Source organism: Ruminococcus sp. N15.MGS-57 (assembly GCF_000980385.1).
Lineage (GTDB): Bacteria > Bacillota > Clostridia > Oscillospirales > Ruminococcaceae > Hominimerdicola > Hominimerdicola aceti.
The window spans coordinates 1-22,566 of the sequence record NZ_LARF01000045.1 but is presented as its reverse complement, the minus strand read 5'-3'; the positions used below and the strand labels follow the sequence as shown (position 1 = coordinate 22,566).

Genomic DNA, 22,566 nt, shown 5'->3' with positions numbered 1-22,566 from the left:
TGACCGTCAGTCCATTACCTTCTTATTATATCAAAATAAGCATAGCCTGTCACCACTGTAGTCAGCAGTTTGGACTATGCTAATATCATACCAAAGGGGTGCTTAATATGAACGATGTAAATAAAGAAACAAACGCAGCTTATGAAGAGCCGAAAAAGAAGGTGTATGTGAAACTGTTGGTATTCCTTGTGCTGATAACTGTGATAGTTGTCGTTTTAGGGGCAAAGTTCGTGTCGTTTTATTACAAAACTCACGGCATTGGAGGACGCTATTTTTATAAGGGCTGTGATGCGGAGGTCGTCCACCAACTGCCAGAGGGTCTCACTGACGAGGATATCTCAAATGCGGTGATAATGCGCACATACAATAGAGGCGAAGCAAATGACTATGAGAATGCAGGCAAAAACGACTTTTTTGTGGAATCCCATTATCTTATGGGCGTGCAGAGTATCGACGATGAGACCTGCAAGGTCTATATACTGAGCAATGACGGACATTATAAAGGTGTGGGCAATATGTACAGCGGCGGTCTGGTCGTAAGAATGTTGGACTTTAAAAAGCAGGACGACAATTGGACAATGACCAAGATGTGGGAGCCAAGAGGCGGAGCAATGTATGAAGGCTCGATCAGGGAAACTATCCCCTCTGAGCTTGCTGATCTTATATTCAGCGATGAGGAAACAGAGATCAAAAAGACGATCACCGATGAAACGGAAGAGAAGGTCAAGGCGTACTATGACACTGACGAAGTGGCGTAATATAAACTTTGTATAACATGATACAGCAAAATGGGACGTCGAGGACGCCGTCCCCTACACCATACCTCTTGTAAGGGCGACCTGTGGTCGCCCGTTCTTTTTGCGATAGCAAAATTATTGCGATAAATAGTAGCATTTTACCCTGCTAAAGCCCCGAAAAACCGACTTTTATAGCGAATATGAATAAAATATAGCGGCAAATGATACTCATAGTGAAATTTGTGCAATGTGCATACAAATGTGCTGAGAAGTCAGTGAAAATTCTATATTGTAATTTGTCTGTAACCGCTTGCAAATGGGGTAAAAGTAGTGTATAATAATACTTGCGTGACTGCACAGTGTATTTAATGTACACGATGATGATATGCGATGAAGCGGAAGGTTGCTGATAGTTGGTCAGGTAATTTCCGTGGAGTATGTCCGATTTTAAACCGGGCGACTGTTAATACCGAACACAGTATGTGCTTATGCTTCTTGCGATAGCGGACAAGGTCTGCTTTAGCGTGAGTATGTGTGATGCTGTGTGCGCTGTTTTCTGAGTCCGAAAGCCTTGTGGGTTTCGGAATTTTTTATGAGAACGGCAGGGAACACACGGCAGAGTGTAAACGGGTATCAACAGAAAGCTTTTAAAGCTCGAACCTGTCAATTGCGTAAGCGATCGGCACGCCTCGATCATTTACGCAATTGACTGAGGCTTGAGTGAAAGAAAGCTGCCCCCTAAACTTTTTTAATTTGCACAAGGAGGCGATTTAAGTGGCAGTCAATGAAAAGATCAGAATCAAGATCAAGGGTTACGAGCATGCGGTTGTAGATGCAGCTGCAGCAAAGATCGTTGAGGCTGTTAAGCGTTCAGGCGCACAGGTTTCAGGTCCTATCCCACTTCCTACAGACAAAGAGGTAATCACTATCCTCAGAGCTGTACACAAGTACAAGGATAGCCGTGAGCAGTTCGAGATGAGAACTCACAAGAGACTTATCGACGTTCTGAGACCTACAAAGGAAACAACAGCAGCTCTTGAAAATCTTGAACTTCCTGCAGGCGTTAACATTGTTATGGAGATCAAGTAATCTCCAAATGAGATCGCGTGCGATCTCAAAAAACATTTAACACGCAGGTCACGTCGGACAAGTCCGACCAATAACCACATAGGAGGAAAACATAATGCAAAAGGGAATCATCGGTAAGAAAATCGGTATGACACAGATTTTCGATGAAGCAGGAAAAGTAATTCCTGTAACAGTTGTTGAAGCTGGTCCTTGCGTTGTCGTTCAGAAGAAGACAGTTGAGAATGACGGCTATGAGGCTGTTCAGCTTGGCTATGGCGACATCAGAGCGAAGAGAGTAAACAAGCCTCTTCAGGGTCACTTCAAGAAGGCTGACGTTGCAATGAAGAGAACTCTTAAGGAGTTCAGACTTGCTGACACATCAGCTCTTAATGTTGGAGATATCGTAAAGGCTGACACATTTGCTGCAGGCGACATCGTTGATGTCAGCGGTACAAGCAAGGGTCACGGATTCTCCGGTACGATCAAGCGTCACAACAACTCAAGACTTAAGGAAACTCACGGTACAGGTCCTGTACACAGACATGCAGGTTCTATGGGTGCTTGTTCATCACCTTCAAGAATCTTCAAGGGCAAGGGTATGCCTGGTCAGTACGGTAACGTAAAGGTAACTGTACAGAATCTTGAGATCGTCAAGGTAGACGCAGAAAACAATCTTATCGCAATCAAGGGCGCAATTCCTGGACCAAAGAACGGTACAGTTACAATTTGCGACTGCGTTAAGAAGGCTTAGTGGAAGGAGGAATCATAATGTCACAGATTTCAGTATTTGATATGACAGGCAAAAAGGTTGCCGACACTGAGCTTAACGATGCTATTTTCGGTATCGAGCCAAACAAGGCTATCATGCACGCTATGGTTGTAAATTATCTTGCTAACCAGAGACAGGGCACACAGTCAACTCTTACAAGAACAGAAGTAAGAGGCGGTGGTAGAAAGCCATGGAGACAGAAGGGAACAGGTCACGCAAGACAGGGTTCTATCAGAGCTCCACAGTGGGTACACGGTGGTGTTGCTCTCGGTCCTAAGCCAAGAGATTACAGCTATTCACTTAATAAAAAGGAAAGAAGACTCGGTATGAAGTCTGCACTTTCAACAAAGGTCGTTGACGAGAATCTCGTAGTTGTTGATTCAATCAAGCTCGAGAGCTACAAGACAAAGGCAGTTGTTGAGATGCTCAAGGCACTTGGTGCTGAGGGTAAGGCTCTCATCGTTACAGCAGAGTCTGACAAGACTGTTGTCAAGAGTGCAGCCAACATTCCTGGCGTTAAGACAGCTACTGTAAATACTCTCAGTGTTTACGACATTCTGAACTATGATAAGTTTATCGTTTCTTCAGAGGCTGTAAAGAAGATTGAGGAGGTTTACGCATAATGAGAACTGCTCAAGATATAATTTTAAAGCCAGTTATCACTGAAGATTCTATGGACAGACTTCAGGCTAACAGATACACTTTCAAGGTCGCTAAGGACGCTAACAAGATCGAGATCGCTAAGGCAGTTGAAGAGCTTTTCAACGTAAAGGTAGCTAAGGTAAACACGATCAGCGTTAAGGGTAAGCAGAAGAGAATGGGAAGAAGCGTAGGCTACAGACCAGACTGGAAAAAAGCGATCGTTACTCTTGAGGGTGACAAGACAATCGAATTCTTCGAGGGCTTGTTCTAAATCCTCTAAAAGAGGTGCAGCGTAAGGCTGCATTGCTCCGAAGAACTTCATGAATACCGAGAAGTCTTCGGAAAGGTCTTGCGAGGCGGCGAGGACCGCTCATCATTTCACCGCAGGACGTAAGTATGGAAGGGCGCTTGGCGTGAAAACGCTTTGACCTTTTCGCAAAACTCAGATAAGGAGTGAATTTCAAATGGCAATAAAGAGCTACAAGCCTACAACAGCCGGCAGAAGAGGTATGACAGTTACCGATTATTCCGAGCTTTCAAAGGTTGCTCCATGTAAGTCTCTGCTTGAGCCACTCAAGAAGAACTCAGGTAGAAACAGCTACGGTAGAATCACTGTTCGTCACAGAGGCGGCGGAGTAAGAAGAAAATACCGTGTAATTGATTTTAAGAGAAACAAACTCGATATGAACGCAACAGTTCTTACTATCGAGTACGATCCAAACCGTTCAGCATTCATTGCTCTTGTAGAGTATGAGGACGGCGAGAAGAGATACATCATCGCACCTTATGGTCTTAAGGTTGGTGACGTTATCAGAGCAGGCGCAGACGCAGACATCAAGCCTGGTAATGCACTTGCAATGATAAACATTCCTGTTGGTACTTTCATCCACAACATCGAGCTTTATCCTGGTAAGGGCGCACAGCTCGTTCGTTCAGCAGGAAACATGGCTCAGCTCATGGGTAAGGAAGACAACTACGCACTTGTAAGACTTCCTTCAGGCGAGATGAGAAAGGTCCCTGTAAACTGCATGGCTACAATCGGTCAGGTAGGAAACATCGACCATGAGAACGTAAATATCGGTAAGGCAGGTAGAAAGCGTCATATGGGCTGGAGACCTACCGTTAGAGGTTCTGTAATGAACCCATGCGATCACCCACACGGTGGTGGTGAGGGTCGTGCTCCAGTTGGTAGACCAACTCCAGTTACACCTTGGGGTAAGCCTACAATGGGATACAAGACCCGTGCTAAGCATCATCGCTCCGATAAGTTTATCGTAAAACGCAGAAACGGTAAGTAATGCTGAAAGGAGGCAGATGATCAATGGGTAGAAGTGTCAAGAAGGGACCATACGTACAGGAGGTCCTTTACAAGAGAGTTAAGGCAATGAACGATGCAGGCGAGAAGAAGGTGCTCAAGACATGGAGCAGAGCTTCTACAATATTCCCTGAATTCGTTGGTCACACATTCGCAGTTCACGACGGACGTAAGCACGTTCCTGTATATGTAACAGAGGACATGGTTGGTCACAAGCTGGGAGAGTTCGCTCCAACAAGAACATTCAAGGGTCATGCAGGTTCAAAGACCTCAAACAACGGTAAGTAGTGCGGAAGGAGGAATACAAATGGAAGCAAAAGCAATTCTGAGAAATGCTCGTATTGCTCCTCGTAAGGTACAGATCGTTCTCGATCTGATCAGAGGAAAAGACTATGATGTTGCAATGGCAACAGTAAAGCATACACCAAAGGCTGCAAGTGAATATCTTGAGAAGCTTCTGAAGTCCGCCGCTCACAACGCTGAGAACAACCATAACATGGATAAGAACAACCTTTACGTTGCAGAGTGCTATGTTTGTCCAGGACCGATAATGAAGAGAATCATGCCAAGAGCACAAGGCAGAGCATATAGAATCCTTAAGAGAACATCACACGTTACGATCGTTCTTAAGGAAAAGGAATAAGCTGAAAGAGGAGGTAAACTATGGGACAGAAAGTAAATCCACACGGACTTCGTGTCGGTGTGATTAAGAATTGGGACTCCCGCTGGTTTGCAGAAAAGGGTACTTTTGGCGATACACTGGTTGAGGATTACAACGTTCGTAACTTTATTCTTAAAGAGCTGAATACAAGATCAAAGAATCCAGCAGATAAGTGCGTATACGCCGGCGTTCCAAAAGTAGAGATCGAAAGATTTGCCGATAAGGACGGCGGTCAGAAGGTAAGAATCCACATCCACTGTGCAAAGCCTGGTATCGTAATAGGCAGAGGCGGCGCAGAGATTGAAAAGCTCCGTGCAAACGTTGAAAAGATGATCGGCAAGAGCGTTGCTATCAACATCGTTGAAGTAAAGCAGCCTGACATCAATGCACAGCTCGTTGCAGAAAAGATCGCACACGATCTTGAAGATAGAATCTCATTCAGAAGAGCAATGAAGCAGTCTATCGGCAGAGCAATGAAGCTCGGCGCTAAGGGTATCAAGGTTAGATGCGGCGGCCGTCTTGGCGGTGCAGAGATCGCTAGAGCAGAAACATACCACGAGGGTACAATTCCACTTCAGACGATCAGAGCTGACATCGACTATGGTACAGCTGAGGCACACACAACTTACGGTAGGATCGGCGTTAAGGTATGGATATACAGAGGCGAGGTTCTTAAGGGCGAAGTTGCTGCTTCAGACAAGAGAGAGTCAAACGACAGAAGACGCCAGAACAGAAATGGTAAGCGTGACTTCAATAAGGCTAAAAAAGAGGGAGGTAACAAGTAATGCTGCTTCCAAAGAGAGTTAAGTTCAGAAAACAGCACCGCGGCCGTATGACAGGCAAGGCTATGAGAGGTAACACAGTTTCTCACGGTGAGTATGGTCTTCAGGCTCTTCAGCCTGCTTGGATCACATCAAATCAGATCGAAGCTGCCCGTATCGCAATGACAAGATACATCAAGCGTGGCGGTCAGGTTTGGATCAAGATCTTCCCAGATAAGCCTGCAACAAGAAAGCCTCTTGGAACTCGAATGGGTAAAGGTAAGGGCGCACCTGAGTATTGGGTAGCCGTTGTTAAGCCAGGCAGAGTAATGTTCGAGATCGCAGGAGTACCTGAAGAGACAGCTAGAGAAGCAATGCGTCTTGCAATGCACAAGCTGCCTATCAAGTGTAAGTTCGTTAAAAGAGATACTCAAGAAACGGGTGGTGAGCAATAATGAAGGCTAATGAAATCAAGGATATGACAGTCGACGAGCTCAACAGCAAACTCGCTGAGCTCAAGCAGGAGCTTTTTAACCTTCGTTTCCAGCACGCTGTAAATCAGTTGGAGAATCCTAAGAGACTTCAGGCTGTGAAGAAGGATATTGCTCGTGTAAAGACATTCATTCGTAAGCAAGAGTCCAATGTTCAGTAATTTTCGAAGGGAGGATTAACTGTGAGCGAAGAGAGAAATTTGAGAAAAACCAGAGTTGGCGTTGTAGTTTCCAACAAGATGGATAAGACTATCGTAGTTGCTATCAAGGATAACGTACAGCACCCACTTTACAAGAAGATCATCAAGAGAACAGTTAAGCTTAAGGCACATGACGAAAACAATGTCTGCAATATAGGCGACAAGGTTGAAGTTATGGAAACAAGACCTCTGTCAAAGGACAAGAGATGGCGTCTTGTTAACGTTCTTGAGAAGGCTAAGTAATTAAAACGCAATAGTGCAGGTGGCAGATAACTTCTGCCGACCGCACGTTAAATTCTGAAAGGAGGAACGCACTGTGATACAAATGCAGACTTACCTGAAGGTAGCAGATAACTCCGGAGCAAAGGAGCTTATGTGCATCAGGGTACTCGGCGGAACACGCAGAAAGTATGCAAACATCGGTGACGTTGTAGTTTGTTCTGTTAAAAAGGCAACACCAGGCGGAGTTGTTAAAAAGGGCGACGTTGTTAAAGCAGTAATCGTTCGTTCAGCTAAGGGTCTTCGTCGTGCAGACGGCACATATATCCGTTTTGACGAAAACGCAGCTGTTATTATCAAAGAAGACAAGAACCCAAGAGGTACTCGTATATTTGGACCAGTAGCTAAGGAGCTCAGAGAGAAGGATTATATGAAGATCCTTTCACTTGCTCCAGAAGTTCTTTAATTGGAGGTGTCGTAACAATGAATAAGGTACACGTAAAAACAGGCGACACCGTCGTTATCCTCTCCGGTAAGGACAAGGGTAAGAAGGGCAAGGTCCTGGAAGTTTCCCCTAAGGAGGGAAAGGTAATCGTTGAGGGTCTTAACATTGCTACAAAGCACGTTAAGCCAAGACGTCAGGGCGAGCAGGGCGGCATAGTTGAGGCTGAGGCTGCAATGTACGCTTCAAAGGTACAGGCAGTTTGCCCTAAGTGCGGCAAGCCAACAAGAGTCGCTCATAAGTTCCTTGAGGACGGTACTAAAGTTAGAGTCTGCAAGAACGCAGACTGCGGCGAAGAATTTTAATTAGGAGGATATTACGATGGCTAGACTTAAAGAATATTATGTTAGCGACGTAGCTCCTGCTATGATGAAGAAATTCGAATACGCTAACGTTATGCAGATCCCAAAGCTTGATAAGGTAGTTATCAACGTGGGCTGCGGCGCAGATAAGGATAACAAGAAGGTTATCGATGCTATCATGACTGATCTGGCTGCTATCACAGGACAGAAGCCGATCGTTTGTAAGGCAAAGAAGTCCGTTGCTAACTTCAAGCTCAGAGACGGACAGATCATCGGTGTTAAGGTAACACTGAGAGCTGAGAAAATGTATGAATTCGTTGACAGACTTTTCAACGTAGCATTTCCTCGTGTAAGAGATTTCAGAGGTATCAACCCTAACTCTTTCGACGGCAGAGGCAACTACTCTACTGGTCTTAAGGAGCAGCTGATCTTCCCTGAGATCGAATACGATAAGATAGATAAGGTTCGTGGTATGGATATCAACTTTATCACAACTGCAAAAACTGATGAAGAGGCAAAGGAGCTGCTTTCACTTATGGGTGCTCCATTTGCTGATAAGTAAGAGGAGGATAAAAAATGGCTAAGAAGGCTATGATCAACAAACAGCAGGCTACGCCTAAATATTCCACTCGTGCTTACAACAGATGTAAGATCTGCGGAAGACCTCACGCTTATCTGAGAAAGTTCGGCGTTTGCCGTATCTGTTTCAGAGAGTTGGCTCACGAGGGTAAGATTCCGGGAGTTAAGAAGGCTAGTTGGTAAAAGGAGGTTAACACGCATGCAAATTACTGATACAATAGCGGATCTTCTTACAAGAATCCGTAACGCAAGTACTGCGAAGCACGCAACAGTTGACGTTCCTGCATCTAATATGAAGAAGTCGATCACACAGATCCTCGTAGACGAAGGATACGTTAAGGACTTCAAGATCATTGAAGACGGTAAGCAGGGTATCATTAGAATTACTCTTAAATATGACGAGAACAGAAATCCAGTCATCACAGGACTCAGAAGAGTATCAAAGCCTGGTCTGAGAATTTACGCAAGCTGCGAGGATATGCCAAAGGTTATAAAGGGTCTTGGCATTGCTATCGTATCTACTTCAAAGGGCGTTATCACAGACAAGAAGGCTAGAGAGCTGAATGTCGGCGGAGAAGTTCTCGCATTCATCTGGTAAGGAGGACTAAGTTATGTCAAGAATAGGTATTAAGCCAATTAGTGTTCCTGCAGGTGTAGAGGTTACTGTTGCAGACGGAAACGTAGTTACAGTAAAGGGTCCTAAGGGTTCACTCACAAAAGAGTTCCACAAGGATATGATAATAAAGTGTGCAGACGGCGTGATCACAGTAGAGCGTCCTTCAGAGGATAAGCTCCACAAGTCACTGCACGGTCTGACAAGAACACTCGTACACAACATGGTAGAGGGTGTTACAGAGGGTTTCGCAAAGAAGCTAGAGATCGTTGGTGTAGGTTACAGAGCACAGAAACAGGGTAAGAACCTTGTTATGAACCTTGGTTTTTCTCATCAGGTAATCGTTCCTGAAACAGATACTATCAAGATCGATGTACCTGACGCAAACCACATCGTAATTTCAGGTTGCGACAAGCAGGAAGTAGGTCAGTTTGCTTGTGAGATCCGTGAGAAGCGTCCACCAGAGCCTTATAAGGGTAAGGGTATTCGTTACGAAGGCGAGTATGTTATCCGTAAGGAAGGTAAGGCTGGTAAGGGCAGCAAGAAGTAATAAAAGGAGAGAATTACTATGGTTAAAAAGCTTGACAAGGCTAAGGCAAGAGCAAAAAGACATCAGAGAGTCCGCAACAAGATCAACGGAACAGCTGATTGTCCTCGCCTCAACGTATTCCGCTCCTCTAAGCATATTTATGCACAGGTTATCGACGACGTAAACGGCGTAACACTTTGCAGCGCTTCCTCAATGTCCAAGGACTTTGAAGGCAACGGCGGCAACAAGGAAGGCGCTCGTAAGGTCGGCGAAATGATCGCTCAGGCGGCTAAGGCAAAGGGCATCGAGAATGTCGTATTCGACAGAGGCGGCTACCTTTACCACGGACGTGTTCAGGAGTTGGCAGACGGAGCCCGTGAAGGCGGACTTAAGTTCTAAAGAGGAGGGTAAACATTGGCTTTAATAGATGCTTCAAACATGGAACTTACTGAAAAGGTCGTTGCAATTAACAGAGTATCAAAGACTGTTAAGGGCGGCCGTATAATGAAGTTCTCAGTCCTCGTAGTAGTAGGCGACGGAAACGGAGTAGTAGGTTTCGGAATCGGTAAATCAGGAGAAGTTCCTGACGCAATCAGAAAGGCAATCCAGGACGCCAAGAAGAACCTTATCAGAATTTCACTTAAGGGAACAACGATCCCACACGAAATTATCGGTAAGTTCGGTGCAGGCGAGGTTCTTCTCAAGCCTGCAGCACCAGGTACTGGAGTTATCGCAGGCGGCACAGTAAGAGCCGTTGTAGAAGCTGCTGGAATTAAGGATATCAGAGCTAAGCAGCTCCGTTCAAACAATCCTTACAACGCAGTAAGAGCTACAATAAGCGGTCTTGCTAACATCAGAAGCGCTGAAACAGTAGCAGCTCTCAGAGGCAAGACAGTTAAAGAAATTACAGGCTAAGGAGGATAACAGTTATGGCAATAAACATCGAACTGATAAAGAGCCTTAACGGAAGAAGCGATAAGCAGGTCGCTACCGCTAATTCACTGGGTCTCAGAAAAATCGGGGATAAGACTTGTCAGCCTGACAATCCTCAGACAAAGGGAAAGGTAAAGGTTATCTCCCATCTTATTAAAGTAACTGAAGCATAAGGAGGTGCAATCTGAATGAAACTGCACGAATTATCACCTGTTGCAGGCTCCGTAAAGGAGAGCAAGCGCAAGGGCAGAGGTCACGGTTCTGGTAACGGAAAGACCGCAGGCAAGGGACACAAGGGTCAGAAGGCTCGTTCCGGCGGCGGAATAAGACCGGGCTTTGAAGGCGGACAGACAATGCTCGCAAGAAGAATCCCTAAGCGTGGATTCAACAATATTTTCGCAACAAAGTATGCTATCGTAAATGTATCTGATCTTGATAGATTTGTTGACGGCACAGTTGTTGATACTGAGCTTCTTAAAGCTTCAGGCATCATCAAGAAGGAACTTGACGGCGTCAAGGTCCTCGGAAACGGCGAATTAACTAAAAACCTTACCGTTAAGGCTGCTAAGTTCTCAGCAGCTGCTAAGGAAAAGATTGAAAAGGCAGGCGGGAAGGTTGAGGTGATGTAATTGTGATAGAGACATTTCGTAATGCCTGGAGAGTTCCGGAATTAAGAAAAAAACTTCTATTTACTTTTTTCATCATCATCATCTACAGAGTCGGCGGTACAGTTCCTGTGCCTTACCTTGACTCAGTCGCATTGTCAGCATGGTTTGAACAGAGTGCTTCGTCAGGTGACTTTTTCAGCTATCTGAACGTTCTGTCAGGAGGTAACTTTTCAAAAGCTACTCTCTTGGCGCTCTCCGTTTCACCTTATATCAATGCACAAATTATCATTCAGCTTCTGACCTACGCTCTCCCACCGCTGGAAAGACTCCAGAAGGAAGGTCCTGAGGGTAGAAAGAAACTTAACAAGATAACAAAATATGCGTCACTTGCTATTGCTATCTTCCAGGCGTGGGCTTATTACCTCACCATGAAGAAAGCGGGTGCTTGTGTTTACACAGAGGGCTTTAGCAAGATATTCGCAGAGATAGTTATTATCGCTTGCTTTACAGCAGGTGCGTCACTGACGATCTGGCTTGGTGACGAGATAAACGAGAAGGGTATCGGAAACGGTATCTCAATGCTCCTGTTCGCAGGTATCATTGCAAGAGGTCCTTCAGCAGTTATCGGTCTGTTCGATTACATGAAGACAGGCGAGGCTAAGAACATCATTCTCGTAATTGCTATCCTTGTTGTATTCATTCTGATGATAGGCTTTATCATCTTTATGAACGAGGCTGAAAGAAGAATACCGATACAGTACGCTAAGAGAGTAGTCGGCAGAAAACAGTACGGCGGTCAGAATACTTTTATTCCGATCAAGATCGCAATGAGCGGCGTTATGCCTATCATCTTTGCAATGGCTTTCATGTCACTGCCTTCAACACTCAAAATGTTCATTGAACCAAAGAGCGGAAGCTTCTACGATCACTTCCTTCACTGGTTCGAGTACACTCATCCGTTCTACGCTTGTCTGTACTTTGTGCTGATAATCGGCTTCAACTATTTCTATGTTTCAATGCAGTATAACCCACTTGAGATCGCAAACAACCTCAGACAGAACAACGGTGGTATCCCTGGTATCAGACCTGGTAGACCAACTTCCGATTATCTTAAGAAGGTTCTGTCAAAGATAACATTGGTAGGAGCTGTGTTCCTCGGAATAATCGCTATCTTCCCTATTATCTTCACTTCGATCACAAAGATGAATATTGCAATGGGCGGTACTTCGATACTCATCGTTGTATCAGTTGCTCTTGAAACTGCAAGAACTATGGAATCTCAAATGATGATGCGTCATCATAAGGGCTTCCTTGAATAAACCATAGGCTTTACGTTTGAGATAAAAAGGAGTTAAAAATGAATATCATTCTTTTAGGTGCTCCCGGTGCGGGAAAAGGAACTCAGGCTGAGGTTATCTGCAAGGCTCTGAACATTCCTACTATTTCTACAGGCAATATGCTCAGAGCGGCTGTTAAGGCTGGCACTGAGTACGGTCTCAAGGCTAAGGCTGCTATGGACGCAGGCGACCTTGTATCAGACGATATCGTAATTGGTATCCTTAAGGACAGGATCGCTGAGCCTGACGCTCAGAACGGTTTCATTCTGGACGGTTTCCCAAGAACAGTTCCTCAGGCTGAGGCTCTTGACGCTATGGGCGTTAAGATAGACAAGGTCATAGAGATATATGTTCCTGACGAGACTATCCAGCAGAGACTTTCAGGCAGAAGAGTTTGCCTCGACTGTGGCGCTACTTACCACACAGCTTTCAAGCCTTCAAAGGTAGAGGGCGTGTGCGATGTTTGCGGAAAGCCGATCGTTATCCGTAAGGACGACGAGCCTGCAACAGTTATCAGCAGACTTCAGACATATCACAAATCAACCGCTCCTCTTAAAGATTACTACGGTAAGCAGGGTAAGCTCGTTACTGTTGAGGGACAGGATAAGGTAGAGGACACTTCAAAGCTTGTTCTCGAAGCTGTTAAGGCATAGATCCGAGGCGTTTTTAATGATATGCGTTAAATCCAATAAAGAGATCGAGAAAATGCAGAAGGCGGGCGCAATAACCGCCGGAGCATTGATCGCTGCGGGCGAGGCTATCAGACCGGGTATGACTACCTACGAGCTTGATAAAGTCGTTCACAGATATATCACTTCTCATGGTGCAAAGCCAAGCTTCCTTGGCTACGGCGGATTTCCAGGCTCAGCCTGCATTTCCGTCAACGATGAGATAATCCATGGTATCCCCGGTCCACGCAAGCTTTGCGAGGGCGACATAGTTTCAGTAGACGTTGGTGCTTACATTGACGGCTATCACGGAGATTCCTGCAAGACCTTTGCTGTAGGCAAGATTTCCCCTGAGGCAGAGGCTCTGATGAAGTCCACCGAAGAAAGTCTGTATCTTGCAATAGATATGGTAAAGCCGGGCGTTAGACTTGGCGACTTGGGTGCGGCGATTCAGAAATACAATGAGGACAACGGCTACTCCGTTGTAAGACAGTTCGTAGGTCACGGTGTGGGCAAAAACCTGCACGAAGATCCAGAAGTTCCAAACTATGGCAAGGCTGGTCACGGCATCAGACTTGTGGCAGGAATGGTAATAGCCATAGAGCCTATGATAAACATGGGTACGGCTGATATCAAGACAATGCCTGACGGTTGGACTGTTAAGACAAAAGACGGAAAGTGGGCGGCTCATTTTGAGCATACAATCGCAGTTACTCCTGACGGGGCAGTTATCCTGACCAAAGTATGACGGAGAAAAGCGTTGTAGATATACCGATCGGTTCAGTGGTGCTTGCGAACGCAGGCCGTGATAAGGGCAGATATTTTGTTGCGGTAGCTGCCAGCGGCGGTTTTGTGTATATCGCAGACGGCAAGGAGCGTAAGCTTGAAAAGCCAAAGCGTAAAAACATAAAACACATTTCACCTGCGGGCGTCAACATCAGCACTGATGAGCTGACAAACAGGAAATTAAGACGGCTGATACAAGGTTTTGACCCAAACCGTGTTACAGCAGACCAAAACCTTTTAGATGGGGAGGTTTTTTAATGTCAAAGGAAGACGTTATCGAACTTGAGGGAACGGTAATTGAGGCTAAGCCAAATGCAACGTTTCTGGTAGAACTTTCAAACGGTCATAAAATCCTTGCTCATATTTCGGGTAAGCTGCGTATGAATTATATTCGTATCGTACCCGGAGATAAGGTAACGGTCGAAATGTCACCGTATGACTTGACAAAGGGAAGAATCACATGGAGAGCTAAGTAAGCTTTCCCGTAAGTTTAAGAATTTTTAATTCTTGTCGCTAAATTCAAAGGAGGTATTTCAATGAAAGTAAGACCTTCAGTTAAGCCTATCTGCGAGAAGTGCAAGGTAATCAAGAGAAAAGGCAAGGTTATGGTAATCTGCCAGAATCCTAAGCACAAACAACGTCAGGGCTAACAAACCAATAATGGAGGTGCAGCTAAATAATGGCTCGTATTGCTGGTATCGACCTGCCAAAGGATAAGAGAATTGAAATTGCTCTTACTTATATCTATGGTATAGGTCAGAAAACTGCTACTAAGATTCTTAATGAAACAGGCGTAAATCCTGACACAAGAGTTAAGGATATGTCTGAGGACGATGTAGCTAAATTGCGTGAATATATTGACCATAACATCACTGTTGAGGGTGACCTCAGAAGAAATGTTGCGCTCAATATCAAGAGATTGACAGAAATCGGTTGTTATCGTGGTCTTCGTCACAGAAGAGGTCTCCCAGTTAGAGGTCAGAGAACAAAGACCAACGCAAGAACTCGTAAGGGTCCTGTAAAGACAATCGCTAATAAGAAGAAGTAAGGAGGGTGTGAACAATGGCTCAGGCTAAGAAGAAGACTACTATTCGTCGTCGTCGTGAAAGAAAGAACATTGAACAGGGACAGGTTCATATCCAGTCTACTTTTAACAACACTATCGTAACTATTACAGATATGCAGGGCAATGCTATTTCTTGGGCATCTGCCGGCGGACTCGGCTTCAGAGGTTCTAAGAAGTCTACTCCATTCGCTGCTCAGACAGCTGCTGAAACTGCTGCAAGAGCTGCTAAGGAGCATGGCCTTAAGACTGTTGAAGTTTTTGTAAAGGGACCTGGTGCTGGCCGTGAGGCTGCAATCAGAGCTTTGCAGTCTGAGGATCTTGAAGTTAGACTTATCAAGGATGTAACTCCGATCCCTCACAATGGATGCCGTCCTCCAAAGAGAAGACGTGTATAGTTTATAAGACAATTTGAGTTTGTAGTTTACTCAAAGTCGGGTAAGCAATTCGGCTAAGACCCGATAACATTTAGAAAACGGAGGTATTTACCATGGCAGTAAATAGAGAACCAATACTCAAGAGATGTAAATCTCTCGGAATCAGCCCAGCAGTTATGGGTATCGCTAAGGAAACAAAGCGTGATCCTAACGCTAACAAGAGAAAGAAAGTTTCAGAATACGGTATGCAGCTTAAGGAAAAGCAGAAGCTCAAGTTCATCTACGGCGTTCTTGAGAAGCAGTTCCGTCACCTGTTCGAGCTTGCTGAGAAAATGGAGGGTCAGGCTGGTGCTAACCTCATTACTCTTCTCGAGTCAAGACTTGACAATGTTGTATACAGAATGGGTCTTTCAATGACAAGAAGAGAGGCTCGTCAGCTCGTTGTTCACGGTCATTATCTTGTTAACGGCAAGAGAGTTGACATTCCTTCTTACAGAATCAAGGAAGGCGATGTTATCTCACTTAAGGAAAACAGCAAGAAGAGCGAGAAGTTCAAGCAGATCATTGAGGCTAACGCTTCAAAGGCAGCTCCTACATGGCTTGATGTAAACAAGGACAACCAGACAGCTAAGGTTCTTCGTATGCCTGTGAAGGAAGACCTTGACTATGACATCGAGGAGCACCTCATCGTCGAGTTGTATTCTAAATAATGTATTGATAGTGGTTCTTACGGTATGCACTCTTCAAGAGTGCGTATCGGAGAAATACTTGATATGTTTTTGGAAGTGTATGTGTTATTGATCATATAAAACAATCGAGTTTGAAAACAGGAGGGTCTTAAATGCTTGAAAAAATAGAAAAGCCTGAAATCGAAACAGCCGAGCTAAAGAGCAACGGAACATACGGCAAGTTTATTCTCGAGCCTCTGGAGCGTGGCTATGGTATTACGCTCGGAAATAGTCTGAGACGTGTACTGCTCTCCTCTTTGCCAGGCGTCGCCGTTACATCGGTAAAGATCGACGGTGTACACCACGAACTATCAACAATTCCCGGAGTTAAGGAAGATGTTACTGAGATCATTCTTAACCTCAAGGGTTTAACTGCAAAGCTTTACGGCGAGGGTCCTAAGACTATCTACATTGAGGCCGAGGGCGAGTGCGTTGTCACTGCCGGCGACATCAAGACAGATTCTGAGGTGGACATTCTTGTTCCTGATATGCACATTGCAACTTTGGGACCGGGCGCAAAGCTTTATATGGAAATTGTCATCGACAGAGGTCGTGGATATGTTTCTGCGGAAAAGAACAAGGCGCTTATGCCTAATGCCCCTATTGGTGTTATTGCAGTAGACAGTATTTATACGCCTGTATTAAAGGTGAACTTCACGGTTGACAACACCCGTGTTGGACAGATCACCGATTTTGATAAGCTGACATTGGAGGTTTGGACCGACGGTACTATCTCCGCTAAGGAAGCTGTATCAATGGCAGCCAAACTCCTCAACGAGCATCTGAATCTCTTTGTTGATCTCTCAGAAGAGACTAACGTTGTAGAGATGATGGTTGAAAAGGATGAAAAGGGCAAGGAAAAGATCCTTGAGATGACCATTGAGGAACTTGACTTATCTGTGCGTTCATTTAACTGTCTGAAGCGTGCAGGAATTAACACGGTTAACGATTTGATTGAAAAGTCTGCTGAAGAAATGATGAAGGTAAGAAACCTTGGTAAGAAGTCATTCGACGAGGTCAAGGAAAAGCTTCATTCATTGGGTTACGACCTTAATTCAGAGGACGATAATTAAAGTAAGGAGTGAAAATCTATGCCAGGCACAAGAAAGCTGGGAAGAACTAGCGACCAGAGAAAAGCAATGCTCAGAGCTATGGTTACTTATCTTCTCGAAAACGGTAAGATTGAAACCACTGTAACAAGAGCTAAGGAAGTTGCTGCTATGACTGAGAAAATGATTACTCTCGGCAAGGCAGGCGACCTTCACTCAAAGCGTCAGGTACTTTCTTATATAACTAAGGAAGACGTAGCTAAGAAGCTGTTTGACAACATTGCACCTTCATATGAGGGCAGAAACGGCGGCTATACAAAGATCATCAAGATCGGACCACGTCGTGGCGACGCTGCTGAAATGGCTATCATTCAGTTGGTTTAATAAATTTTGCATAGCATTCAAGGCTGTATCCGTAAGGGTACAGCCTTTTTTATGTGCTTATATTTGGGCATTGGTATCAAGATATGCGGGCGAACGTTGTTCGCCCCTACAAGTGTGGCTATGGTTTGTGGTTATTTTAGAAGTTCATTGCCAATGAGGTCAATGAATTTCTTGCCTGCTATGCCGTTTTGTGAATAGCTGTGGTTTTTGAGTATATTGTTCACGGCTTTCTGAGTGCCTGCACCGAAAATATCGTTTTTATCAAGGTCGATATTGTGCATACCCTTTTTCTTTGCAAGCATAAGAAGATATTTCAGTGCAAGGACACCATTGCCTTTATCGCCTTTTTTGTAGCCTGTGGTATCGAGATTTTTTGCGCTGGAAGGGTAAAGGTTAAGGCACTTTTTCTTCATTATGGCAGGGTAGTCTTTGTAAGCGTAGTTGCAATCGCAGCGGTCGGGAACACCGTTTACAGTTCCTTTGCTTGTATACTGCCACATTCCATAGTTTGATATGGCAGGCTTTGCAACGTCAAAATGTGCCACCCAAATGTCGTAGCGGCTTTTTACTAAGTCTGATACCTTGCGCTTGAAAAAGTTTGCGTAGCTGTAGATAGCCGCATAGTAGCCGTTGCTTTCGAGATAGTCGCAGAAGGCTTCTATAATTTTGCTTATGGCAGCGTTTGGAAGTTCACTTTGGGAAGCGTCCTCAATATCAAAGGCGAGGGGATATTCAAACTTCTTGCCTTTGACCGCTTCAAGAAAAGTTTTCGCTTCCGCAAGTGCATCGGCTTCCGTAAGAGCGTAGGAATACCAGTATGTGCCGATATTAAGACCAGCTTTTCTGGCGGCGGCATAGTTCTTCTCGAAATTTTCGTCTTTTTGACTGATGTACTTGCCGTAGCCTGCGTTTATCATCACAAAGCTGTAACCCTGTGACTTCACCTTGTCAAAATCTATTCTCCCCTGCCAATGGGAAACGTCAATGCCCTTAGCTTTTTCCATTGCCGTCACCTCCAGATTTTTTTGCCGTCTGTACGCCAAAGTAAAATGATATCACCACGGTGAAAACTGTGATGAACTGCTCTCCGCTGACTATCCCTTTCAGCGTGAGGATACAGAACACGCTTGTCATAAGCAGTGTGACAAGCGATTTTACGTCAATGAGCTTTGCGAGTTTTTCTTTCATGAATATCTCTCCCTTTCCATGTCTGTTATCTTTTGTTCCGCCGCCGCCATCCTTGAAATGAGTGCGTTATGCTCGGAAACTGTTTGTTCCAGCTTATCTATTCTATATATAATAAGCCGTTCAGTGGCTTCCTGTGATTTTTTGTTTTCTTTAGCTCCCGAACGAGCTATTATAAGCTGGCAGGCTATGCTGGCGGCCGCCGCTATGAACGCCGCTATTACTGCTTCCATGTTTATCACCTCCTACTTATCCCGAAAAAGAGGTGTTTTGTTGCATAAAAAATGCAACAATTGCAGAATTGTTGCCAAATTAAAATATAAATCATTTGTTTGCACAGTTTTGGTGCGGCACTTTTGTGCATTGGTCACATACTTTCATGAACAGAAAAGATATTTGTTAAGATGTAAAAAACCACGGCTGAGTTTACATTCAGCCGTGGTTTTTGTTTTTAGTACGGTCTTATTTCTCAGGCAGAAGCATTGCAGCCGCAATATATGCGATAACTCCTGCACCGCCTGCACAGCCTATAAGCACTGCACAGATACGGACTATGTTCACGTCGATGTTGAAATACTCCGCTAGTCCTGCGCAAACGCCTGAAATTATTCTGCCTTCTCTTAATTTGTAAAGTGGCTTTGCCATTTCTATCACTCCTTATCTGAAATTAAGCGAAATTTCGCCGATACCGTTGTCAATGTCAAGTTTTATTTTGTAGAGAAGCTCGTTCTCTTCTGTTGTGCTATTTATATTCACTTTGCTGTCTGATTTTATCTTATAGTCGTTTTTGCAGCCGTCAATATCAAAATTTATACTTCCTATGCCGCCGTCTATCTCAGCGTCGCCGAGAAGCTTTCCTGAAAAGTCTGTTTCGCCTACCCCGCAGTCAAAGTCGGAATCGTTAAAAGTGCAGTCTTTGAAAACTGTTTTTCCTACTCCAAGGTCAAAGTCGGCTTCATTTTTGCAGGTGACGTTAATGACCTCTGAGCTTCCTGCACCGAAATCTATGTCGAGGTTTTCACAGGTCAGATCTGAAAGCTTCATTTGTCCTGCGCCTGCGTCTATCTTTACAGTGTCAAACGCTTTCTCAGGAAGCTCTATAGTCAGCGTAGGCTGACTTCCGTCAAAGGAGATATATCCGCCTTTAAGGTGCAAAAGGCTGTCGGCGGTCTTGACCTGAAGCTTGCTGTTTGATGACGAAAAATTTATCTTCTCTGGGAGATTTTCTCCTGTGACGTGGATATTTTCGTCACTGCTCTTTTTGATGTTGAGATCCCCTGCGGAGAAATCGATCTCCATATTATCTATAGCGGCAACGTCAAAAGTTTCATTGTAGGAATAACGCTTGCCAAGGCTTTTCGTGTTAGTGACCTTGATAAGCACCACGCCCACAATGAAAAGCACTATGCCGATAATAAATATCGTCAAAAAAAATGGGAAACGTCTGCGTTTTACGTCGCCTGTATTATCATATTTTGCCATTATGCCACCGCCTTTGAGCTTACAAACCTATGGACAAAGTTTGTGAATTTGTTGAAAAGGCTTACACAGCCACGCCATATGCATCTTATAACAGGCATTACAATCATGCCTCCAAGTCCGATACAAATAAGTCCTGCACCGATAAGGGCAATGCCTGCGGGATAGACCGTGAAAAGCGTTACTATACCGCCTATTGTAAGGGAGAAGCCTGTTGCGAAAACTGCAATTATTATGCTTAAAAGTGCACAAAGTATCGCCAAGGCTATTGCGGCAAAGGCACACATAAGGCTGAACCATATTGGGCTTGTGATGATGATAACAAGAAGCTTTGAGAGAGAATTGCCGTTCTGTGGCACATTATTGTCAGTATCACGAGCCTGTGAGGGGTCAGCGGCGGCTTCCATTTGAAATACCGAGTCGCCCTGTGGGTGTATGCCACTGTCCTGCAAAATTTTATTGGCAAGCTCTTCGGGTGAGCCGAGGTTTGCAGCAGTTTCAGCTTCATGGGCTGCACCTGCATCAAGGAATATCTCCTCATAAAACCCCATTGCGTCATTTATTTCATCTTCGGCAAGTCCGCCGTCTTCAAGCGATCTGCGCAGTTGGGTAAGATACTCAAGTCTGTTCATGTGTTTTCTCCACCTTTTTCTAATAATATACGGTCTACCATATTCTTATGCTTCTTCCACTCTCTGCGGTATTCTTCAAGAGCTTTTTCTCCCTTTGGGGTAACGTGATAATAACGTCTGTTCCTGCCCATATATTCCTTATCGTAGGTTTCAAGCAGCTCGTTTTTTTGAAGCCGTTTCAGCACAGGATACAATGTGGATTCTGAAACGTCCACCGCACTGCGTATGAACTGCGTTATCTCATATCCATAGGTATCCTCTCTGTCTACCACTGACAGTACCATGGAATCAAGCAGTCCTGCACTTATTGGAAAGCCCATTTACTCTCTCCTCTCTTTAGTCAGCTCAGTTGTTATATTGATCTATAATACTATATCGTTGAATATATTATACGTCATATAATATTATTTGTCAAGGGGTAAAATCGAATTTTTTGTTATCATCACTTTATGTGAGTTAGTTTAGAATAATTGTTTGTTGAAAATTCCTATTGATTTTCTATGCTTTTGTGATATAATATCTATTAGGAACAGCTAACTAGCTATAGCATGTCATGACGTTTTACAAAGCCTGACAAGGCAATAGAGGAAAGGACACAGAATATGAAAAGTAATAATTTATTGAAGATAACTGGACTTCATGTGAGCGTTGGGGATAAGGAAATTTTGCACGGTGTTGACCTGACGGTGAACAGTGATGAAACTCACGTTCTTATGGGTCCTAACGGCACAGGTAAATCTACGCTGGGTTATGCTATAACAGGCAACCCTGCTTACACTGTAACAGAGGGTGACATTGTTTTTGGCGGTGAAAGCATTGTGGATATGCCTGTGAACGAGCGTGCGAAAAAGGGCATTTTTCTGTCATTCCAAAATCCGCTGGAAGTGCCTGGGGTTACACTGAGCTCGTTTATAAGAAGTGCCTTGGAGCAGAAAACAAAGACACGTCTTAGACTTTGGGATTTCAAGAAAAAGCTTGCGGAAACAATGAAGCTTCTCGATATGGACGAGTCTTACTCTGACAGAGATCTCAACGTGGGCTTTTCAGGCGGTGAGAAGAAAAAGGCAGAGATATTGCAAATGCTTATGCTTGAGCCAAAGCTTGCTATACTTGATGAAACAGACTCAGGCCTTGACGTTGACGCAGTAAGGACAGTTTCACAGGGCGTAAAGCTCTACAGAGAGCGTGTTCACGGCTCACTGCTTATTATAACACACAGCACAAGGATACTGGAGGCTCTTACAGTTGATGCCGCTCATGTTATGGAAAATGGCGTTATCGTTAAAAACGGCGGTGCAGAGCTTGTGGACAAGATAAACGAAAAGGGCTTTTCGGCTATCTGATAAAAGTGTGTAAGGGGCGTTTTGCCATTACACGCAGTAAGAGGACGAGGTGAAAATGATGAAAGAAAAAAGTCAGGTCATGGATATTGACCGCAGTATTTATGATATAAAAGATGTTGAAAACGACGCTTACCGCATAAAAAATGGTCTGACGCCTGAAATAATAGAGAAGATATCAAAAGAAAAGAACGACCCTATATGGATGCAGCAGTTCAGACTTCAAGCTTTGCAGATATATAACGAGATACCTACCCCTGATTGGGGGCCGTCACTCGAGGGGCTTGATATGGACAATATTGCCACATATGTAAGACCAAACGCGAAAATGCAGAACAACTGGAAGAACGTTCCGCAGGATATAAAGGACACCTTTGAAAGGCTGGGCATACCGCAGGCGGAAAGGAAATCTCTTGCAGGCGTGGGTGCACAGTATGACTCTGAGCTTGTTTATCATAACGTGCGTTCTGAGGTGGCCCAGGAGGGCGTTGTTTACATGGATATCGAAAGTGCCATGAAAGGCGAATATGCCGATATGGTGAGAAAATATTTCATGAAGCTTGTTACACCGAGGGATCACAAATTTGCGGCTTTGCATGGTGCAGTATG

The 22,566-nt window shown here is 44.5% G+C and carries 41 protein-coding genes and 1 pseudogene; 35 read left to right on the top strand and 7 right to left on the bottom strand.

Features of this window, described 5'->3' with window-relative positions:
- The first annotated feature begins 107 nt into the window (after nucleotides 1-107).
- From WS40_RS09095 to rplQ, 33 genes are all read left to right on the top strand, one after another.
- Nucleotides 108-758 carry a hypothetical protein gene (locus WS40_RS09095; protein WP_046441743.1) on the top strand — a complete coding sequence of 217 codons (651 nt, stop codon included), beginning with the start codon at nucleotides 108-110 and terminating at the stop codon, nucleotides 756-758.
- A 753-nt stretch (nucleotides 759-1,511) separates the two neighbouring features.
- The gene (gene rpsJ, locus WS40_RS09090; protein ID WP_022286999.1) at nucleotides 1,512-1,826 is read left to right on the top strand and encodes a 30S ribosomal protein S10; all 315 of its coding nucleotides are present in this window, start codon (nucleotides 1,512-1,514) and stop codon (nucleotides 1,824-1,826) included.
- Between the two features lie 94 nt (nucleotides 1,827-1,920).
- The gene (gene rplC / locus WS40_RS09085; protein WP_022286998.1) at nucleotides 1,921-2,556 is read left to right on the top strand and encodes a 50S ribosomal protein L3; all 636 of its coding nucleotides are present in this window, start codon (nucleotides 1,921-1,923) and stop codon (nucleotides 2,554-2,556) included.
- Nucleotides 2,557-2,573: 17 nt separating this feature from the next.
- Nucleotides 2,574-3,197: a 50S ribosomal protein L4 gene (rplD, locus tag WS40_RS09080; RefSeq protein WP_038672642.1), complete on the top strand. Its 624-nt coding sequence runs from the start codon at nucleotides 2,574-2,576 to the stop codon at nucleotides 3,195-3,197.
- Nucleotides 3,197-3,487, top strand: coding sequence for a 50S ribosomal protein L23 (rplW, locus tag WS40_RS09075; RefSeq protein ID WP_038672640.1), 291 nt, complete (start codon nucleotides 3,197-3,199; stop codon nucleotides 3,485-3,487). The genes rplD and rplW overlap by 1 nt, the downstream gene beginning before the upstream one ends.
- Before the next feature lie 193 nt (nucleotides 3,488-3,680).
- Complete coding sequence (rplB, locus tag WS40_RS09070; RefSeq protein ID WP_022286995.1) at nucleotides 3,681-4,514, top strand: 50S ribosomal protein L2; 834 nt, start codon at nucleotides 3,681-3,683, stop codon at nucleotides 4,512-4,514.
- A gap of 23 nt (nucleotides 4,515-4,537) precedes the next feature.
- On the top strand, nucleotides 4,538-4,819 hold the full coding sequence (gene rpsS, locus WS40_RS09065) for a 30S ribosomal protein S19 (RefSeq protein WP_022286994.1): 282 nt from the start codon (nucleotides 4,538-4,540) through the stop codon (nucleotides 4,817-4,819).
- A gap of 19 nt (nucleotides 4,820-4,838) precedes the next feature.
- Nucleotides 4,839-5,174: a 50S ribosomal protein L22 gene (gene rplV / locus WS40_RS09060; protein WP_022286993.1), complete on the top strand. Its 336-nt coding sequence runs from the start codon at nucleotides 4,839-4,841 to the stop codon at nucleotides 5,172-5,174.
- A gap of 20 nt (nucleotides 5,175-5,194) precedes the next feature.
- Nucleotides 5,195-5,977 carry a 30S ribosomal protein S3 gene (gene rpsC, locus WS40_RS09055; RefSeq protein WP_022286992.1) on the top strand — a complete coding sequence of 261 codons (783 nt, stop codon included), beginning with the start codon at nucleotides 5,195-5,197 and terminating at the stop codon, nucleotides 5,975-5,977.
- Nucleotides 5,977-6,408 (top strand): 50S ribosomal protein L16, encoded by a 432-nt coding sequence (rplP, locus tag WS40_RS09050; RefSeq protein WP_022286991.1) that lies wholly within the window; start codon nucleotides 5,977-5,979, stop codon nucleotides 6,406-6,408. Before rpsC ends, rplP begins: the two co-directional genes overlap by 1 nt.
- Nucleotides 6,408-6,605: a 50S ribosomal protein L29 gene (rpmC, locus tag WS40_RS09045; protein WP_022286990.1), complete on the top strand. Its 198-nt coding sequence runs from the start codon at nucleotides 6,408-6,410 to the stop codon at nucleotides 6,603-6,605. Before rplP ends, rpmC begins: the two co-directional genes overlap by 1 nt.
- A gap of 21 nt (nucleotides 6,606-6,626) precedes the next feature.
- Nucleotides 6,627-6,887, top strand: a complete 261-nt coding sequence (gene rpsQ, locus WS40_RS09040; RefSeq protein ID WP_022286989.1) for a 30S ribosomal protein S17 — start codon at nucleotides 6,627-6,629, stop codon at nucleotides 6,885-6,887.
- A 73-nt stretch (nucleotides 6,888-6,960) separates the two neighbouring features.
- Complete coding sequence (rplN, locus tag WS40_RS09035) at nucleotides 6,961-7,329, top strand: 50S ribosomal protein L14 (RefSeq protein WP_022286988.1); 369 nt, start codon at nucleotides 6,961-6,963, stop codon at nucleotides 7,327-7,329.
- Nucleotides 7,330-7,346: 17 nt separating this feature from the next.
- Entirely contained in the window at nucleotides 7,347-7,670 is a 324-nt protein-coding gene (gene rplX, locus WS40_RS09030; RefSeq protein WP_022286987.1) for a 50S ribosomal protein L24, read from the top strand.
- A gap of 16 nt (nucleotides 7,671-7,686) precedes the next feature.
- Nucleotides 7,687-8,229: a 50S ribosomal protein L5 gene (rplE, locus tag WS40_RS09025; RefSeq protein WP_022286986.1), complete on the top strand. Its 543-nt coding sequence runs from the start codon at nucleotides 7,687-7,689 to the stop codon at nucleotides 8,227-8,229.
- 14 nt (nucleotides 8,230-8,243) lie between these two features.
- A complete protein-coding gene (locus tag WS40_RS09020; RefSeq protein WP_022286985.1) occupies nucleotides 8,244-8,429 on the top strand; it encodes a type Z 30S ribosomal protein S14 in 186 nt (61 codons plus the stop codon).
- Between the two features lie 16 nt (nucleotides 8,430-8,445).
- Nucleotides 8,446-8,844, top strand: a complete 399-nt coding sequence (gene rpsH, locus WS40_RS09015; protein WP_022286984.1) for a 30S ribosomal protein S8 — start codon at nucleotides 8,446-8,448, stop codon at nucleotides 8,842-8,844.
- A 13-nt stretch (nucleotides 8,845-8,857) separates the two neighbouring features.
- A complete protein-coding gene (gene rplF / locus WS40_RS09010) occupies nucleotides 8,858-9,409 on the top strand; it encodes a 50S ribosomal protein L6 (RefSeq protein WP_022286983.1) in 552 nt (183 codons plus the stop codon).
- An 18-nt stretch (nucleotides 9,410-9,427) separates the two neighbouring features.
- Nucleotides 9,428-9,787: a 50S ribosomal protein L18 gene (rplR, locus tag WS40_RS09005; protein WP_022286982.1), complete on the top strand. Its 360-nt coding sequence runs from the start codon at nucleotides 9,428-9,430 to the stop codon at nucleotides 9,785-9,787.
- 15 nt (nucleotides 9,788-9,802) lie between these two features.
- Nucleotides 9,803-10,303: a 30S ribosomal protein S5 gene (gene rpsE, locus WS40_RS09000; RefSeq protein ID WP_022286981.1), complete on the top strand. Its 501-nt coding sequence runs from the start codon at nucleotides 9,803-9,805 to the stop codon at nucleotides 10,301-10,303.
- 14 nt (nucleotides 10,304-10,317) lie between these two features.
- Complete coding sequence (rpmD, locus tag WS40_RS08995) at nucleotides 10,318-10,494, top strand: 50S ribosomal protein L30 (protein ID WP_022286980.1); 177 nt, start codon at nucleotides 10,318-10,320, stop codon at nucleotides 10,492-10,494.
- 15 nt (nucleotides 10,495-10,509) lie between these two features.
- Nucleotides 10,510-10,950, top strand: a complete 441-nt coding sequence (rplO, locus tag WS40_RS08990) for a 50S ribosomal protein L15 (RefSeq protein WP_046441742.1) — start codon at nucleotides 10,510-10,512, stop codon at nucleotides 10,948-10,950.
- Between the two features lie 2 nt (nucleotides 10,951-10,952).
- On the top strand, nucleotides 10,953-12,248 hold the full coding sequence (gene secY, locus WS40_RS08985) for a preprotein translocase subunit SecY (protein WP_038672632.1): 1,296 nt from the start codon (nucleotides 10,953-10,955) through the stop codon (nucleotides 12,246-12,248).
- A 38-nt stretch (nucleotides 12,249-12,286) separates the two neighbouring features.
- Nucleotides 12,287-12,919: an adenylate kinase gene (locus WS40_RS08980; protein WP_022286977.1), complete on the top strand. Its 633-nt coding sequence runs from the start codon at nucleotides 12,287-12,289 to the stop codon at nucleotides 12,917-12,919.
- Between the two features lie 16 nt (nucleotides 12,920-12,935).
- Nucleotides 12,936-13,682, top strand: a complete 747-nt coding sequence (gene map / locus WS40_RS08975) for a type I methionyl aminopeptidase (protein ID WP_022286976.1) — start codon at nucleotides 12,936-12,938, stop codon at nucleotides 13,680-13,682.
- Nucleotides 13,679-13,978, top strand: coding sequence for a KOW domain-containing RNA-binding protein (locus WS40_RS08970; protein WP_022286975.1), 300 nt, complete (start codon nucleotides 13,679-13,681; stop codon nucleotides 13,976-13,978). Before map ends, WS40_RS08970 begins: the two co-directional genes overlap by 4 nt.
- The gene (gene infA / locus WS40_RS08965) at nucleotides 13,978-14,196 is read left to right on the top strand and encodes a translation initiation factor IF-1 (protein WP_022286974.1); all 219 of its coding nucleotides are present in this window, start codon (nucleotides 13,978-13,980) and stop codon (nucleotides 14,194-14,196) included. The genes WS40_RS08970 and infA overlap by 1 nt, the downstream gene beginning before the upstream one ends.
- A gap of 60 nt (nucleotides 14,197-14,256) precedes the next feature.
- Nucleotides 14,257-14,370 (top strand): 50S ribosomal protein L36, encoded by a 114-nt coding sequence (gene rpmJ / locus WS40_RS08960; RefSeq protein WP_022286973.1) that lies wholly within the window; start codon nucleotides 14,257-14,259, stop codon nucleotides 14,368-14,370.
- 29 nt (nucleotides 14,371-14,399) lie between these two features.
- Complete coding sequence (gene rpsM / locus WS40_RS08955) at nucleotides 14,400-14,768, top strand: 30S ribosomal protein S13 (protein ID WP_022286972.1); 369 nt, start codon at nucleotides 14,400-14,402, stop codon at nucleotides 14,766-14,768.
- Between the two features lie 14 nt (nucleotides 14,769-14,782).
- On the top strand, nucleotides 14,783-15,181 hold the full coding sequence (gene rpsK, locus WS40_RS08950; protein WP_022286971.1) for a 30S ribosomal protein S11: 399 nt from the start codon (nucleotides 14,783-14,785) through the stop codon (nucleotides 15,179-15,181).
- A gap of 92 nt (nucleotides 15,182-15,273) precedes the next feature.
- Complete coding sequence (gene rpsD, locus WS40_RS08945; protein WP_022286970.1) at nucleotides 15,274-15,870, top strand: 30S ribosomal protein S4; 597 nt, start codon at nucleotides 15,274-15,276, stop codon at nucleotides 15,868-15,870.
- 131 nt (nucleotides 15,871-16,001) lie between these two features.
- Nucleotides 16,002-16,961: a DNA-directed RNA polymerase subunit alpha gene (locus WS40_RS08940; RefSeq protein ID WP_022286969.1), complete on the top strand. Its 960-nt coding sequence runs from the start codon at nucleotides 16,002-16,004 to the stop codon at nucleotides 16,959-16,961.
- An 18-nt stretch (nucleotides 16,962-16,979) separates the two neighbouring features.
- Nucleotides 16,980-17,321: a 50S ribosomal protein L17 gene (gene rplQ / locus WS40_RS08935; protein ID WP_046441741.1), complete on the top strand. Its 342-nt coding sequence runs from the start codon at nucleotides 16,980-16,982 to the stop codon at nucleotides 17,319-17,321.
- Nucleotides 17,322-17,452: 131 nt separating this feature from the next.
- On the opposite strand, the gene WS40_RS08930 is transcribed toward rplQ, so the two are convergent.
- From WS40_RS08930 to WS40_RS08900, 7 genes are all read right to left on the bottom strand, one after another.
- Entirely contained in the window at nucleotides 17,453-18,325 is an 873-nt protein-coding gene (locus tag WS40_RS08930) for a glycoside hydrolase family 25 protein (protein WP_046441740.1), read from the bottom strand.
- On the bottom strand, nucleotides 18,312-18,509 hold the full coding sequence (locus tag WS40_RS08925) for a hypothetical protein (RefSeq protein ID WP_038672628.1): 198 nt from the start codon (nucleotides 18,507-18,509) through the stop codon (nucleotides 18,312-18,314). Before WS40_RS08925 ends, WS40_RS08930 begins: the two co-directional genes overlap by 14 nt.
- Complete coding sequence (locus tag WS40_RS08920) at nucleotides 18,506-18,739, bottom strand: hypothetical protein (RefSeq protein WP_046441739.1); 234 nt, start codon at nucleotides 18,737-18,739, stop codon at nucleotides 18,506-18,508. Before WS40_RS08920 ends, WS40_RS08925 begins: the two co-directional genes overlap by 4 nt.
- Nucleotides 18,740-18,968: 229 nt before the next feature.
- Nucleotides 18,969-19,151, bottom strand: coding sequence for a PspC domain-containing protein (locus WS40_RS08915; protein WP_022286964.1), 183 nt, complete (start codon nucleotides 19,149-19,151; stop codon nucleotides 18,969-18,971).
- 12 nt (nucleotides 19,152-19,163) lie between these two features.
- Nucleotides 19,164-19,988 (bottom strand): DUF4097 family beta strand repeat-containing protein, encoded by an 825-nt coding sequence (locus WS40_RS08910; protein WP_046441738.1) that lies wholly within the window; start codon nucleotides 19,986-19,988, stop codon nucleotides 19,164-19,166.
- Nucleotides 19,988-20,617 (bottom strand): DUF1700 domain-containing protein, encoded by a 630-nt coding sequence (locus WS40_RS08905; protein WP_046441737.1) that lies wholly within the window; start codon nucleotides 20,615-20,617, stop codon nucleotides 19,988-19,990. Before WS40_RS08905 ends, WS40_RS08910 begins: the two co-directional genes overlap by 1 nt.
- Nucleotides 20,614-20,937, bottom strand: coding sequence for a PadR family transcriptional regulator (locus WS40_RS08900; protein ID WP_002851767.1), 324 nt, complete (start codon nucleotides 20,935-20,937; stop codon nucleotides 20,614-20,616). Before WS40_RS08900 ends, WS40_RS08905 begins: the two co-directional genes overlap by 4 nt.
- A 282-nt stretch (nucleotides 20,938-21,219) precedes the next feature.
- On the opposite strand from WS40_RS08900, the gene sufC reads away from it, so the two are divergent.
- Nucleotides 21,220-21,960, top strand: a complete 741-nt coding sequence (gene sufC / locus WS40_RS08895; protein WP_046441736.1) for a Fe-S cluster assembly ATPase SufC — start codon at nucleotides 21,220-21,222, stop codon at nucleotides 21,958-21,960.
- Nucleotides 21,961-22,018: 58 nt separating this feature from the next.
- A pseudogene (locus WS40_RS08890) lies at nucleotides 22,019-22,566 on the top strand (Fe-S cluster assembly protein SufB); the annotation flags it as partial.